Origin of the sequence: Metabacillus sediminilitoris (genome assembly GCF_009720625.1) — a bacterium.
In the GTDB taxonomy this organism is placed as follows: Bacteria; Bacillota; Bacilli; order Bacillales; family Bacillaceae; genus Metabacillus; species Metabacillus sediminilitoris.
The window spans coordinates 3,182,172-3,197,134 of the sequence record NZ_CP046266.1 but is presented as its reverse complement, the minus strand read 5'-3'; the positions used below and the strand labels follow the sequence as shown (position 1 = coordinate 3,197,134).

General features: G+C 34.2%; 17 protein-coding genes and 1 riboswitch. Of the genes, 8 read left to right on the top strand and 9 right to left on the bottom strand.

Annotated elements, in window-relative coordinates; genetic code table 11:
* Positions 1-86: 86 nt before the first annotated feature.
* Together GMB29_RS15140 and GMB29_RS15135 are read right to left on the bottom strand one after the other, a co-directional pair.
* A complete protein-coding gene (locus tag GMB29_RS15140) occupies positions 87-377 on the bottom strand; it encodes a YxcD family protein (protein ID WP_136356734.1) in 291 nt (96 codons plus the stop codon).
* Complete coding sequence (locus GMB29_RS15135) at positions 365-808, bottom strand: hypothetical protein (protein WP_136356733.1); 444 nt, start codon at positions 806-808, stop codon at positions 365-367. The genes GMB29_RS15140 and GMB29_RS15135 overlap by 13 nt, the downstream gene beginning before the upstream one ends.
* A gap of 341 nt (positions 809-1,149) precedes the next feature.
* On the opposite strand from GMB29_RS15135, the gene GMB29_RS15130 reads away from it, so the two are divergent.
* The 3 genes from GMB29_RS15130 (at position 1,150) to GMB29_RS15120 (ending at position 3,530) form a co-directional block, all read left to right on the top strand.
* A complete protein-coding gene (locus GMB29_RS15130) occupies positions 1,150-1,617 on the top strand; it encodes a YtxH domain-containing protein (RefSeq protein WP_136356731.1) in 468 nt (155 codons plus the stop codon).
* Positions 1,618-1,659: 42 nt separating this feature from the next.
* Positions 1,660-1,989 carry a DUF3243 domain-containing protein gene (locus GMB29_RS15125; RefSeq protein ID WP_136356729.1) on the top strand — a complete coding sequence of 110 codons (330 nt, stop codon included), beginning with the start codon at positions 1,660-1,662 and terminating at the stop codon, positions 1,987-1,989.
* A 101-nt stretch (positions 1,990-2,090) separates the two neighbouring features.
* Complete coding sequence (locus tag GMB29_RS15120) at positions 2,091-3,530, top strand: phospholipase D family protein (RefSeq protein WP_136356727.1); 1,440 nt, start codon at positions 2,091-2,093, stop codon at positions 3,528-3,530.
* A 54-nt stretch (positions 3,531-3,584) separates the two neighbouring features.
* On the opposite strand, the gene GMB29_RS15115 is transcribed toward GMB29_RS15120, so the two are convergent.
* Positions 3,585-4,199 (bottom strand): class D sortase, encoded by a 615-nt coding sequence (locus tag GMB29_RS15115; protein ID WP_136356725.1) that lies wholly within the window; start codon positions 4,197-4,199, stop codon positions 3,585-3,587.
* On the bottom strand, positions 4,199-5,155 hold the full coding sequence (locus GMB29_RS15110) for a processed acidic surface protein (protein WP_168733922.1): 957 nt from the start codon (positions 5,153-5,155) through the stop codon (positions 4,199-4,201). Before GMB29_RS15110 ends, GMB29_RS15115 begins: the two co-directional genes overlap by 1 nt.
* Before the next feature lie 110 nt (positions 5,156-5,265).
* Here GMB29_RS15110 and GMB29_RS15105 point away from each other — a divergent pair, with 110 nt between their 5' ends.
* Positions 5,266-5,667 carry a YmaF family protein gene (locus GMB29_RS15105; protein WP_136356721.1) on the top strand — a complete coding sequence of 134 codons (402 nt, stop codon included), beginning with the start codon at positions 5,266-5,268 and terminating at the stop codon, positions 5,665-5,667.
* Positions 5,668-5,745: 78 nt separating this feature from the next.
* Here GMB29_RS15105 and thiC read toward each other — a convergent pair whose 3' ends face one another.
* From thiC to GMB29_RS15085, 4 genes are all read right to left on the bottom strand, one after another.
* Complete coding sequence (gene thiC / locus GMB29_RS15100; protein ID WP_136356719.1) at positions 5,746-7,518, bottom strand: phosphomethylpyrimidine synthase ThiC; 1,773 nt, start codon at positions 7,516-7,518, stop codon at positions 5,746-5,748.
* 119 nt (positions 7,519-7,637) lie between these two features.
* Positions 7,638-7,753, bottom strand: a riboswitch (TPP riboswitch).
* A 150-nt stretch (positions 7,754-7,903) separates the two neighbouring features.
* Positions 7,904-8,551 carry an MOSC domain-containing protein gene (locus GMB29_RS15095; RefSeq protein WP_136356717.1) on the bottom strand — a complete coding sequence of 216 codons (648 nt, stop codon included), beginning with the start codon at positions 8,549-8,551 and terminating at the stop codon, positions 7,904-7,906.
* Between the two features lie 683 nt (positions 8,552-9,234).
* Positions 9,235-9,570 carry a MerR family transcriptional regulator gene (locus GMB29_RS15090; RefSeq protein ID WP_136356716.1) on the bottom strand — a complete coding sequence of 112 codons (336 nt, stop codon included), beginning with the start codon at positions 9,568-9,570 and terminating at the stop codon, positions 9,235-9,237.
* 299 nt (positions 9,571-9,869) lie between these two features.
* Complete coding sequence (locus GMB29_RS15085; protein ID WP_136356714.1) at positions 9,870-10,130, bottom strand: hypothetical protein; 261 nt, start codon at positions 10,128-10,130, stop codon at positions 9,870-9,872.
* A 171-nt stretch (positions 10,131-10,301) separates the two neighbouring features.
* On the opposite strand from GMB29_RS15085, the gene GMB29_RS15080 reads away from it, so the two are divergent.
* Positions 10,302-10,493, top strand: coding sequence for a Fur-regulated basic protein FbpA (locus GMB29_RS15080; protein WP_136356712.1), 192 nt, complete (start codon positions 10,302-10,304; stop codon positions 10,491-10,493).
* A gap of 28 nt (positions 10,494-10,521) precedes the next feature.
* Here GMB29_RS15080 and GMB29_RS15075 read toward each other — a convergent pair whose 3' ends face one another.
* Positions 10,522-11,295, bottom strand: a complete 774-nt coding sequence (locus GMB29_RS15075; RefSeq protein ID WP_168733921.1) for a nucleotidyltransferase domain-containing protein — start codon at positions 11,293-11,295, stop codon at positions 10,522-10,524.
* 179 nt (positions 11,296-11,474) lie between these two features.
* On the opposite strand from GMB29_RS15075, the gene GMB29_RS15070 reads away from it, so the two are divergent.
* From GMB29_RS15070 to GMB29_RS15060, 3 genes are all read left to right on the top strand, one after another.
* On the top strand, positions 11,475-11,933 hold the full coding sequence (locus tag GMB29_RS15070; RefSeq protein WP_136356708.1) for a MarR family winged helix-turn-helix transcriptional regulator: 459 nt from the start codon (positions 11,475-11,477) through the stop codon (positions 11,931-11,933).
* A gap of 491 nt (positions 11,934-12,424) precedes the next feature.
* The gene (locus tag GMB29_RS15065; RefSeq protein WP_136356706.1) at positions 12,425-13,432 is read left to right on the top strand and encodes a LacI family DNA-binding transcriptional regulator; all 1,008 of its coding nucleotides are present in this window, start codon (positions 12,425-12,427) and stop codon (positions 13,430-13,432) included.
* A gap of 161 nt (positions 13,433-13,593) precedes the next feature.
* Complete coding sequence (locus GMB29_RS15060; protein ID WP_227551363.1) at positions 13,594-14,829, top strand: ABC transporter substrate-binding protein; 1,236 nt, start codon at positions 13,594-13,596, stop codon at positions 14,827-14,829.
* Positions 14,830-14,963 lie beyond the last annotated feature (134 nt).

Sequence of the window (14,963 nt, the reverse complement as noted above, 5' to 3'; positions counted from 1 at the left end):
GATTCATAACGAAATACATCGTAATTGATTCTCCTAGGTGAAATGCAGAGAATTGGAAAACCATACCAGAGGGAAACGACCTATTATTATTTCACGTAACAAATAATTCCTTCATCATCATCAAGAACAAGATCAAGAGCTGCAGAAAAAGGATCGATTTTCATGACTGTATCAAGCCAAAAGCGAAGAGCTTCAATAATATTTGCAGTTATAAGGACCTGCTTTCGGTCACTCACGTAGGCTTCAGCAGAAAACCCATAATCATCATCAAACATGAGCTCGACTTCAACTTCTTGAGGTTTTATTTGTCGTTTATGTGCAATGTGTAAACATAACGCATTGACAATATCCTGCTCAGAAATTTTTATTTTCCCCATACAGTATCTTCCTCTGATTTACGTTTCTTTTTAAAATAAATAAATAGTTTGCGAATAATAAAGATTACAGCAAAAATAGCAAAGAGATTAATAAGTAACCCGATAATTGAGCCTAAAATACCAAGATTACCAAGCAATCCGCCTAGCAATAAACCTGCTAAACCACCCAAAAATAATCCTTTCATAATTCCGCCGGTCTTTGATTTTGCCGTTGTCGTACTTTTTGTAGTAGTAGATGATTTTTGTTGTGTATCATCTTTTTTAAACAATGAAGGGCTATTATTGTTTGTTGTATTTGAGTTAAAAGATTTTTTACCAGATTTGTAGCCCTTTGCATGTACTGTTGATATCTGATCGCCAAGCATAAAGCCGCCAACAGGTGTGAACAGTAATGTTAGTACAAGCATTGCAGAAAATAATTTCTTGAACATGTTGTCATTTCCTCCTCTAATAGATGCATCAATAGTAATTGATATATTGCTGACAATAGTATTACGTATAGAAAAAAGAAAGGTTTCATTTCATGATAAACTTTTTTCTATATCTTATATAGTAGAGATTTTTTATAGATAGGGCAATAAGTTTGATTTTATAAGAGTTGAATGTTAATCGGACGTTATCGCCATTATCAACATTATGATTTAACAAAGCTTTTAGAAAAAGTAAGAGTTAATCGATGAGAGTTTTATTTCTTAGATTAATAGTTTAATAATGATTTAGTTCGGGAATAGAACAACTAACATAAATAACAAAAACATTGGAGGTAATAAAAATGAGACAAGATATCATGGTTGAAGAAAATCAAAATAAAAGTAAATTAGTAACAGGTATGATTATTGGAGGTGCCATTGGAGCATGTATTACTTTGCTTGATAAAAATACAAGAGAAACTGTTGCTACAAAGGCTGTTGATTTGAAAGATACGTCGAAAAATGTTTTCACACATGTGAAAGAAAATCCTAATGAAGTTAAGGATCAAATCATGGAGCAAGTAAAGCAAGCGACAGATACATTAAAAAACACAATGCAAGAGGCAAAACAATTAATCGAACGTATTAATTCTGATGTTGTCATAAACGCAAAAGAAATCTCAAGTGATGCTGTTAGTTTTGCGGAGGATGCGAAAGAAGAGTTAAGAGATATTCAAACAAATATGAAGGATACAGGCTCAAAGCTAATTGAAACAAGTCAAGAACAGGAGACACAATCTAACAATCAAATGAATAAACAATTTAATTAATGTCATAATCAAAGGCAAAAAATAAAAAATGGAGGGATATTCATGGATCAATCAAATGAAACAAATCAATCAGAACAGCTTAATAAGGTGGAAAGAGCTGTTAACGGTTTGAAGCAAGAAGAAAAGGATGAAATCCTTTCAAATTTTGAAGGATTCAAGGAATTCCTTGGAAACAAGGTAGCATTAGGTAAGAAAATGGGACTAACTGAGGAGCAGCTTGCACTTGCGACTCAGAAGGTAGCGGGATATTTAGCGGAACATGAAGCACCGCGCAATCGTGAGGAAAAGCTGCTTCAAGAACTTTGGAGGGCTGGATCTGAAGATGAGCGTCATATGTTATCACATATGTTAGTGAAACTTGTTAAGTATTAAGTGGGATACATCTTCATTTAAAAATATAGTCATATCTATTTTCTAAAAGAGGTTTGCCCTTTGTGGTTAACCTCTTTTTTGAACAGAACGGTGGGGGAGCAATGGAAAAGCTTAAAGAGATTTTAAAGAGAAAAACAACTTGGGTCATTCTGCTATTTGTCATCCTCTTTTTTAGTGTAAATTTTTATCATACAAACAAATCTTTACCAAATGGAGTTGCATATGAAGGACAAACGCATATGGTGAAAGATGTGGAGTTTTTATATGATCTTACCTACCAAGATGCTCATGGTGAAACGAGGATGAAACAAGAGATTTTCAAGGAGATTTTTAAAACAATTGAAAAAGCAGAGGAATTTATTGTCATCGATATGTTTCTTTTAAATGGTTATACAGATGATGATGATAAGTATCCTAACATAAGTAAGATTTTAACGAAAAAAATCATCGAACAGAAAGAGAAAAATCCACATCTAAAAGTACATATCATAACTGATGAAATCAATACGACATACAATTCACATAAAGTGGAGCTGTTTGAAACGCTAAAGAAACATGGGGTCCCTATCACCTATACTGATTTAAATAAGTTAAGAGATCCTAATCCATTATACTCAGGACTATGGAGAGTTGCCCTTCAATGGTTTGGACAGGAGGGAATTGGTTGGTTGCCAAACCCGTTAGCTGAAAATGCTCCAAAGGTAACGGTAAGATCTTATGTAAAATTACTTAATATTAAAGCAAATCATAGAAAAGTTATTGCAACAGAAGATGAAGCGATTATTTCATCAGCAAACGCTCATGATGCTAGTGGATATCATGCGAATATTGCCTTTAAAGTAAGTGGTCATGTTATCGGTGATATCCTTGAGTCAGAACAGGCAGTTGCTAGTTTTTCAGGATCTGATCGTCTTCCAAATTTGGAGGATAAGAAATCTGGTGGAGGCGAAATTGCGATCCAGTTATTAACGGAAGGAAAAATACAAAAGCATATCATAGAAGCAATCAGTGCGACAAAAAAGGGTGAAACGATTTGGCTTGCCATGTTTTATTTAGCAGATGCGGAAATCCTAGAAGAATTAAAAGCAGCTGCAGAAAGAAATGTAAAAATTAATATCATTCTTGACCCAAACCAGAATGCATTTGGATCTGAAAAAATAGGACTGCCGAATCTGCCTGTTGCAGCAGAATTGATGAATCTAGCAGAGGAGAATATAACAATCCGTTGGTATAATACAGGGAAAGAGCAATTTCACTCTAAATTGATTTATGTTGAAAAAAATAAAGAGTCGGTTATTATAGGTGGTTCCGCAAATTTCACTGAGAGAAATTTAGATAATTACAATCTTGAAACAAATCTAAAGATTGTGGCACCGAACCAATCAGAAGTAGTGAAAGAAATAGATGACTATTTCCATCGTTTATGGACAAATGAAGATGGAGTTTTTACAGCTGATTATGAAAAATATCAGGATAAATTACCAGTTTTTAAATATGTTCTATATTTAATGCAAAAACTTTTTCGTTTTACAACTTATTAAAACTAGTATTGCGTTTTATTCTATAGAAAAATAAAAAAGGCTGATATGGATATGTTATCCACTTTCAGCCTTTTTTCGTTCGATTTTTGGTTTCGTTATTTGCTCTGCTTCAATAATATAACGTTGAGGTGCCGGCCCTATAAATGTAAAGGGATAGCAAGTCGTTAACGTTAATGTGCTTCTTGGCTTTGGTACAATCACCGTTTCATCGTCTTTATCAACAATACGAATTTTTTTGATTTTGTATATATAATATGTTCCGAGTCTCTCGACAATAAGTTTGTCACCAACAAGTAACCGGTCCAGATGACGAAAAAACGTATCGCGATGCCCAGATAATACAGTATTGCTCTTTTCTCCAGGTAAAGCGGTGCCTTTCACATGGCCGATTCCTTTTATTAAAATCTGCTCACTTTCTCCATGGAAAATAGGAAGAGTTTGCTTTAGCTTTGGGATGGATAAAGTCCCTATCTTTTCACCATCTTCTGGATAAGGAGCAAGAACGGGTTGGATAATCTCTGCTTTTTTTGCCTCAGCAGACGAGGTTTGCTCTATTTTGATTTTATCAACAGATTGTACTCCGATCATAATCCAATAAGCATGATAACTAAAAACAAACAAGCCAATTACAATAAAACCAATTGAAAGGAAAGAAATTATTTTTTTCATTAAGTAACCTTGTGAATTCTTTTTGAAAACATAAATACAATTATACCGAGGCCGATTAATAAAAGTCCAAATAACATATTTGCCCATAATGTTGAAGCAGTGTTTGGCAATTTGTTATGGAATAGGGTTGTAAGCTCACCAGCTAAATCTCCAACTTCAGCAAATTCCTTTCCTGATTGGAAGAGAAAATCAGACATAAGCATTTCCTCTGACATCTGCATATCCAAAATAAGACCGCCGTTTGTATGATATAGTTGGATTAATAGAACATTTCCATATAATTCTTCCATATTGATGAGTTCTTTAAATGTTACAGGAGTTTCAACACCGCTTCGATTAACCAAATAAAATTGAGGTTCCAGCTTTAAAATGCCCATCATATCTTGTAAAACGGAGACTAATTCATCTTGTTGTGCTTCTGTAAGTTCTGTTGTTTCATCAATCATTAGAAATGGATCTAATCGAGTTATGATTCCTTCCATTTGTTGTTCGAGAGGTTCTTGATCAAGCTCCATAAAATGAGTAAATAATGAATCTACTTCTGCATCAGTTAGCCCGATAAGCGCCATAAATTCTTCAAGTTCAGCCATTTCTTCGTCATGGCCTAAATAAAAGCTGAGGGCGATATCAAGATCTTCAATAAAATAATAGTCATCCAAAGTTTCTCCAAACTCTGCTAAAATCGTGTCCATCTCAGGTCTTGTTAATTCATATTGGAGAAGTAAATCAGCTAAATTCTCATTTGTTATAGGTGTACCAAGCATATCTTTTAGATCTTCTATTGTTTCAAAATCATCAATTGTAAGCTCATAATAACCTAGATAGTCTGTCAGATCATTCATCGTCCAGTCTAATTCAGATAACAATTGATCTAGTTCATTTTGTGGCGGAGCAGCAAAAGATGTCTGCTGAACAAAGAACAAAAGGACAATACTTATTAAAAATGCTTTTTTCATACTTCCAATCCTCCAAATAATCATGTCTATGAGGGTATTATTTGAAAGATTATATAAATTATTCCAAGAGGATGTTTGTTTGCTAAAGTTAGGAGTAGAGGGGGGTGTTTATGAATCTATTAATAGGTGCTGTTAAACCACATCATACGCATTATTATTTATTGAAATCTTCGGATGCAAAAGGTCATTATCATGTTGTGAAGGGTATTGTAAGAGTAATCAATGGGAATCGTTTAGATCGCCATATTCACATGTTTAGAGGCATTACTACTCTTGATAACCGCCATTATCATCGTTTTTATGGAAAAACAGGTCCTGCTATTCCTTTGGAAGGTGGAGGGCATTATCATTTGATAGATGAGAGGACATTTTATAATTATGATGAACCGCTCGAGGCACAATTCGGCGGAGTGATTTACGGAGAGCATGATCGGCCAAAACATGAACATCGATTTAGCGGCAAAACAATTGATATAATAGGGTATGACCCATTTTTTAAATCATTTTTATAATGAAGGAAATATCCCCACCTTAATCCAAGTATGTAAATAAGGTGGGGGAAAGATAAATAAAAGCAAAGTTATGTGACTTTATTTGTAGATAACAGATCCGCCGTCAATAAATTCCTTTGCTTTTTCCTTTAAGCCATTTTCTAGCATTTCTTGTTCGGAAAAATTGCCGTTCGTTGCCATTTGTCGAATATCTTGAGAAATTCTCATTGAACAGAATTTTGGCCCGCACATTGAACAGAAATGGGCTGTTTTTGCTCCTTCAGCAGGTAATGTTTCATCATGATATTCAAGAGCTTTTTCTGGATCCAGGGAAAGATTGAATTGATCATGCCATCTGAATTCAAATCTTGCTTTTGAAAGGGCATCATCACGATTTTGTGCGCCTGGATGTCCTTTTGCTAAGTCAGCCGCATGTGCAGCAATTTTATACGCAATAACACCTTCGCGTACATCATCTTTATTTGGTAAGCCAAGATGTTCTTTAGGTGTAACATAGCAAAGCATCGCTGTGCCAAACCAACCGATCATCGCTGCACCAATTGCAGATGTTATATGATCATAGCCTGGTGCAATATCTGTTGTTAATGGACCTAATGTATAAAAGGGTGCTTCCTTACAGATTTCCTGCTGTTTATCGACGTTTTCCTTTATTAAATGCATCGGTACATGACCAGGGCCTTCTATCATGACTTGAACATCATATTTCCAAGCAATTTCTGTTAATTCACCTAGTGTTTCTAGTTCAGCAAATTGTGCTTCATCATTGGCATCGGCAATAGAACCAGGTCTTAACCCATCACCAAGTGAGATAGAAATATCATATTTCGTTAAAATCTCACAAATTTCATTGAAATGTGTGTAGAGAAAGTTCTCCTTATGATGAGCAAGGCACCATTGTGCTAAAATAGAACCGCCTCGTGATACAATTCCTGTTGTACGTTTTGCTGTAAGTGGTATATATCGAAGCAGCACGCCAGCATGAATAGTAAAATAATCAACACCTTGTTCAGCTTGTTCAATTAGTGTGTCTCGATATACTTCCCATGTTAAATCTTCAGCAATACCGTTCACTTTTTCTAAAGCCTGGTAAATAGGTACCGTCCCTACAGGAACAGGAGAGTTACGAATGATCCATTCTCTCGTTGTGTGTATGTCCTTACCAGTCGATAAGTCCATAATATTATCAGCACCCCAGCGAGTTGCCCATGTCATCTTTTCCACTTCTTCTTCAATCGATGAGGAAACAGCGGAATTTCCGATATTTGCGTTGATCTTTACATGAAAATTCTTTCCGATAATCATTGGTTCACTTTCTGGATGATTGATATTAGCAGGGATAATGGCACGTCCTGCAGCTACCTCTTGGCGAACAAATTCAGGTTCCATAGACTCTCTAATCGCAATAAATTCCATCTCAGGAGTGATGATTCCTTTACGAGCATAGTGAAGCTGTGTGACGCTTTTTCCTTCTTTGGCCACTATTGGTTTTATATGTTGTGATGGAAATACTTCTAAATTTGTTTGCTTCTTCGTCAATTTATAGCCATTATCTTCAGGCTTTACAGTACGACCTTCATATCGTTCCACATCGTTTCGAGCTAAAATCCATTTCTCTCTTATTCTTGGCAGCCCTTTTCGAATATCAATTTCAGCGGTTACATCAGTATAAGGCCCGCTTGTATCGTATACTCTTATAGGTGGATTTGTTTCCTCACCATATGTATTTTTTGTTGGACTTTGAGAAATTTGCCTTACTGGTACTTTAACATCAGGGGTACTTCCTTGAACATAAACCTTTTTACTTCCTGGAAATGGCTGTTTGATATTAATTTTCATGATACTCCTCCTCATAAGTGAATGAACATGAATTCTTTCAGAAACAGCGAAAGGCAAAATAAAAACGGATTCTGATATTCAGAACCCGTTTGGAGTAGGTAATAACTGTAAAAAGGAACGAAGAAATGTCCTTTTAACAACTGTTACTACTTCCCTACGCTGGTATCATCCAGATCAGGTTCAAAGGGTCAAAGAACTTCAAGCGCGTTCTTCTCTCAGTCCAAGCTAATGGACTCCCCTAGTAGAAAATGGTATTAAGTTAAAATCAGTACTAACTATAACATAATTACTCTGCTAGTCAATGAAATATTTTTAAAATTTTTATTTTTGATCTTTTTGAACTAGAGAGAATTGAAAACGTAAGAGAAATAAGAGTTTTGACTTTATAGCTAAGAATCTATCATTGTTTTGCCTGATTATAAAGCTTTAACATTCTTTCTTTCCATTCTAAAGCAAGTTCATCGATCGAGAGAATGGATTCTATTTGGGAAAGATCCTTTTTATTAAAAAAGTATGTATGATGAATGGCTGCAATCGAAATTTCTTTAGGATGCTTTTTAAGTAATGTTATTGCAGAATCTGAAGTAATTGTGCCTTCCTGTAATACGCGAAAGAAATATCCAGTATAACCCACTTCAACAATTTTACTTAATAGTGTGTTAATGTTTGCATGTTTATTAATCGTTGAACATGGAAACCTGCCTTGTGATACTTGTAAAATTGCTGTACCAATTTGAAACACATCGCCAATACAGACATCTTTTTCTTCCATTGCGGTTGGTGTAAGATTCTCGCCAAATGCAGCATTTGGTAGACTTCTTCCATAAAGCTTTTCCCAATGTGCATAGTGTTCATATGGATAAACACATATAACTCTTTCGCTTCCGCCATGAAACTCATGATTTTCAACATCATCACCATCAACACGATGAGATAAAACCTCTAGTTTATCAACTTGTTTTTTTGAAATTCCAGAACGGTACTCTGTTCCGTTATAGGAGAGTGTTTTTGGCGTCCCTTTACTTAACCATATAATTTTTGCTGTCATATCGATCACATCCTAATTAGATTCCGATTTGGCATAAAAGTGCCACTAATTAATAATATGGAGAAATGGAGTTAGATTACAAGCCAAACATTTTAAAAAGCTATTCATATAAGAGGGGGGGTGTCTGATCAACGGCTAAAAAAATACATCAATAATGAATAATTGATGTACATGATCATACGATATGGCTTTTTTCAGGCTCTTTATCTTGTAGGAATGAATTTTCTTCATTCATTTTTATATTTAGCAAGTGATCCAGGTGTTGACTTGCCATTATTGTTCGATGAAGTGTAGCCCGTTTTCTTTTGTGATTTTTATCATTTGTTACCGGTATTCTTTAATTACAACATCAATCGTTTTCATAATGAACGCCTCGCATTAAACTTTACATAGTGGAAAAGTCCTGGTAATACAATTATCGGATTTTTTTACCTATAGTAAGGTTAATTGCGAAAATTTTTAAGTGGTTTTTAATGAAATACTATATACAGTGTTTCATTCTGAATGAGAAAGGTAGATATTGAATGTGGTATTGGGAGGGAATATAGGAAATGGTAAGTCTAATCAAACTGAATATACTCATGTGTAAGGAATATGATCTAGTAGATAAGAAGGGTGTAATGTAGAAATAGAAACGCTGCAGCTCTATTCACGTAAATTCTGCAGCGTTGATCGTGCTTGATCTAATTTCCACGACCTAATTTAAATTGTGCATTTAATTGTCCTTGAAGCATTCTTTTCTTAAGATCTTTTTCACTTTCACGCTTCTTTTCTTTTAATCTCATTTCTCTTAAAATTTCAGTCGTTTGCACGCCGTCCTCTCGTTTATCTGCTATATCCATTAATGTCTCAATATCAGTAAACGAATATTTCCTTGTACCGCGCTCATTACGATATGGAGATATTAATTTTCTTTCTTCATAATAACGAATTTGCCTTAAGGTTAATCCAGTTAACTCACTGACGGTTCCAATTGAGATCACTTTCTTATCCTTATAAGTGCGGTCCTGCGGATTCATTACCCCACCCCTTAAGAATCATTGTTATTTACAGTATACCTTCACATGTAAGTTATCGCACTTTTGTTGTAATGAAATCTAACAAACATATTCGAAACAAAAAACGGTGTTAGGTTTTATAACACTAATAGTGTATCTTATTGTCAGAAAAATTACAATTAGATTAATTTATAACTTAAAACTATTAATATATGGAAAATAATGAAGGTGCAATGTAGTTTTGTCATGGTGAAAATGTGGAAAATAAATTTAAAGGGGATTGGCCGGTTGTAGAAAGGTGTGAGGAGAGTGAAGATTAATCATAATGCTTTTGCTTGGTTATGGTAGATAAGCTGAGTTGTGATCTGTTGGGCAAGGTTGTTTAAAAAGCTAGTCTGGAAAAGGGATGTGACTTCTTCATATTCATTTGTTTTATCATTAAAAACAGTCAATATCTCAATCTTCAAAGCATTGTCTATAACAGCCATATACAATTGTTGTGATTTTGGTTCAGATGGATTTAAATAAAAAACTTTTGATTTTACTCCTTGTTTTTGCATAGCTACTACTCTAATTGTCATTGTTTCAACTCCTTGATTAGTTGAAACTATTCTCGACTTTTTTTCAAAAGTTTAAACAAATTTAAACAAAATTAATAACTTAAAAGCAAATCTTTACATTATATTAATCGTCTGATAACAATTTTGAGGTAAGTTAAAGGTAGCAAAAAAAAATAAATGGAGATGAGTGCCATGAGCAAAATGCTACAAAATGCACTTATAGAGCAAAGGAATTATTATTCTGAAAAATTACTGGCAATAGGTGTATATAATAAAGAAGTCATGAAGAATATGACCTTAACAGAATTAAAAAATGAATACAATTACTTTTATCATAATGATCCGCAAGTTAAGAGAAAAGGTGCTAAATCATTTGAAATGTAAAGAGGGAAGAGAGCTCATACGGGCTCTCTTAATGATGATTGCCTGTTGGATTGTTTAGTGTTTTAAGAAAAAATTGATTTAAATCGTTTGTCATGTCTACGTTTTGATGTTTTAATTTTTTTACCTTTTCTTCAATAAACGGAATCGTTTTTTCTATGTAAAGATTAATTAATTCAGAATGAAATAGAGTCTGTCCTTCTTTTTTAGCCTGTATTAAATCATCAACATGTTTAAGGATAGCTTGATCTTGTAAAAAATGATGAAATAGGGAAGAAACATCTTCAATAAAAGGCATTTCTTTATACTCTAAGATCCATAAACATGTGAATAAAGGTCTCAATATATTTAAATAACGTTTTGTGGTGAAATCCTGATTCTTTTGTAAGAGTTGATTATTTTTCTTAGCCATATTTAAATAATGAAAGCCTGTGGGAGTGGGTGAAAATGACAGCATTGCCAGCTTTTTTAATTCAGTGATGAAAGGATCATTCCTTATATATGTGATGGGTGAATTGATCCATTCAAGAAGTGTTGGATTCGATTTTTGCAAAAGTCTTAATGATTTTTTTAAATCCCAGCCAACTAGATCAACTTTTGGATGATATGACGTTTCGATTACATCACGGCCTTCATAAATTTGTAAATACCAATTTATTTTGTGACTATAAATAAACCGAACATCGAAATCACTAGCAGCTGCTTGGGTGCCCCATACACGACTTCCAGATTCACATGCAAAGTGAATTTGAATCTTTTCTTCTTCTTCAATCCTTCTTAATGAATGTAAAATCTCATCTTGCATCCAGAAACCTCCACATTTAATCATATATTTCAAGCTATTTTTATATCTTTTTCAATTTTTCGAATTAAAAAAACTTCTAATTAAAGTAAAATCATAGTAAAATAATAATTGTACAAAAAATTTTCATGTAAAAATTATATTACTTTTTAGATTAATTTGGAAATAAAGAGGGCGATGGGATGAAATCATACACTGAAGAAGAGTTACAAAGAGCATTAGATTTGTTTCGAATATTTGCAAGAGCATTTAAAAGTATTTCCGAGCATTCAATAAGAGATAGTAAAGAACATGGGTTTAACCCTACAGAATTTGCTGTATTAGAACTGCTGTACACGAAAGGTCCACAAAAATTGCAACAAATTGGATCAAGATTGCTATTAGTAAGCGGTAATGTTACATATGTCATTGATAAGCTAGAAAAAAATGAATTTATTTATCGTGAACAAGATCCAAAAGATAAGCGTTCCATTTATGCTAAATTAACAGACAAAGGACATGCTTACCTTGAGGAAATCTATCCAATTCATGCAATCCGCATTGCCCGTGCTTTTTCAGGTCTATCAACAGAAGAACAGAATGAATTGAAAGCGCTATTAAAAAAAGCGGGCGTTCATAGCCAGCATTTGTTATTTCGATAAAGCTATTAAACTAGAAAAAAATGCGACTCTTTTGAGGCGCTTTTTTTACGTTTTTAAAACATAAAACTTTTTGAAAGCTGGGGGGAATAATGGCACCTACCTAAAGCTTTTGTTCTTAAGCAACAGTCAAGAAAGTTCATATGAGAAAATGAAAAGAACCTATGAAGTCATTGTCGATTAATGATAGGAAGAAGAGTATCTTTTTTTCTTTAAAAATTATCGTTAAAATAACAAGTTTATCTATTTAGATCTATTTTATTTATTATAATGGCAAATAAGGATCGTGTTTAATTGTAATATTGATAATCGCAAAAATGGCTACGCCGGGGAGTCTGATGTCTCCGCATCTCCTTGTTCCTGCTTTTATTTATTTTTTATACAGAACAACAATGAAATTAAAAAAAAGCCTAAATAAAAAGCTTGAAAAGGTTTTCATAAGGTGCTAATATAATCACGTAAACGTTTTCGTTATTAGGAAAGTAGGTGGGAAATTGTCTTCTACCATAAAGGACGTGGCAAAGCGAGCGAATGTATCGATTGCAACGGTTTCAAGAATCGTTAATAATCAGACTGGATACTCAGAAAAAACAAAAAAGAAAGTGCTTGAGGCCATCGAAGAATTGGGTTATCAGCCAAATGCTGTTGCAAGAGGTTTAATTAATAGACGTACACATACAATTGGAGTTCTTTTTCCAAAACTTTCAAGTACGTTTGTAACAGATCTCTTAAGTGGCATCGAAAAGGCGACACATGAGGCGGGATCAAGTCTAATTGTTTGTCATACCGAGTCAAATGGCGAGAAAACAATGAAATATCTTCAATTGTTAAATGAAAAAAGAATTGATGGCATTATTTTCACAAGTGCACCATTAATTGACGAGTACTATCAATATATTAGCAAGATGAATGTCCCATTAGTGCTTTTGTCAACTGAATCATATGCTTACAATGTTCCATATGTGAAAGTAAATGATCGCCATGCAGCTTATACAGCTACACAGTACTTAATAAAACAAGGCCATAAAGATATTGGGATGATTAGCGGAAATAAAGATGATTTAATTGCTGGCAGACCAAGAATTGATGGTTTCATTAGTGCCCTTCAGGATCATAACCTGCCATATGATGAACAGAAAATTGTGACGAACCAAGGATTTAGTTTTTCAGATGGTTTAGGGAGTTTAAAAACACTACTAGACCAGTCACCAGACATAACAGCCATCTTTGCTGCAAGTGATGAGTTGGCAATGGGCGCGATTTCAGCTGCTTATCAGCTTGGAATAAAGGTTCCTGATGAATTGTCGATTATCGGCTATGATAATTTAAGTATTGCAGAAATGGCCATACCGCCATTAACTTCTGTCGCACAGCCATTAACAGAAATGGGAGAAGTGGCAGCCAATATGCTATTTGAAATATTGAATCATGATAAAGTAGTTAAAAGCCGTATCATGCCACATCAAATTAAAGAAAGAAATAGTGTAAAAGAGAGAAAGTAATAAATAATTTTTTTACACTTTTACGTAAACGTTTACTTAAAGTTTTACGTAAATAACTAATTATTTTTTTATCTAAAATAGTAAACGTTTACTCACTGATTTAATCAAAGTGAGAAGTCAGTTCGTTTACTATTAATCTTATACATTTAGGGGGAAATATGATGTTTAAAAAAGTGACAAAAGGGATGGCTGTTTTTGCGTTAGGTGCAACTATACTTGCTGGATGTAGTTCAGGCGGTGAAGATGCAGACGGAAAAGTTACACTTGAACTATTCTCGAATAAAGCTGAAAGTATTGACACTTACAAAGGGCTAATTACAGAATTTGAAAAACAAAATCCAGATATCAAAATAAAGCTTGATGCACCACCGGAAGCTGAAACGGTTTTAAAGACGCGTTTAACAAAAAATGATATGCCAGACATTATGTCGATTGCTGGTAATGCGACATATGGTGAGTTAGGACGAGCTGGTGTCCTACACGATTTCACTGATTCTAAAATTTTAAAAACAGTTCAACCATCATATGTTGACATGGTTGGCCGCTTAGTTGGCACTGAAGAAGAAGGGGTTTTTGGGCTTCCATATGCTACAAATGCAAACACTGTCATTTACAATAAACAGAAGTTTGAAGAGTTAGGCTTAGAAGTTCCAAAGACATGGGATGAGTTTATTGCTGTCTTAGACAAAGCGAAAGCTGCAGGGGAAATTCCGATCTACTTTACGTTAAAAGATGCTTGGACAGGAATGATAGCATGGAACTCACTTGGTGCAAATATTGCAGGTGAAGACTTCGCTGAAAAGAAAAATGCAGGTAAAACGACATTTGTTGAAAGCTATGATGAAGTAGCTGATAAAATGCAAACACTTATTCAATATGGACATAAAGATAATCTTGGTGTTGCATATGGTGACGGTAACAATGCTTTTGCAAGTGGTAAAGGTGTTATGTATATACAAGGAAACTGGGCAATTCCAGAAATCTTAAAAGCAAATCCAGATATGGAGCTTGGAGTATTTCCGATGCCTGTTAATAATGATCCAGCACAAAATAAACTAGTTTCTGGTGTAGATGTACTTCTTACTATGAGTGAAGATACTGAGCATGAAGAAGAAGCAATGAAATTTATCGAATTTATGATGAGTAAAGATACGGCGAAACGTTATATTGACGAACAAAAGGCATTTTCTGCTATTCAAGATGTATTCCAAGAAGATCTTGTTTTTGAAGGAATTAAAACAAACTTTGAAACAGGAGCAATTACAAGCTTCCCAGATCATTATTACCCAGCTGGTATGGGTGCAGAAAACCTTGTTCAAGAGTTCTTCATTGAACAAAAGAAAGATGCATTCTTGAAAAAGCTTGATAAAGAGTGGGAGAAAGTACAAAATCGTTAAAAATATTGTGAGGAAGGGGCATCATCGTGTTGGTGCCCGAATCTCTCTCATTCATGTTTCTTTAAATACTAGGAATGGTTAGTATAAGCCACTCCTTAATAAAAGGTTTGAAACCTTCTATTAAGGAGCGTTTT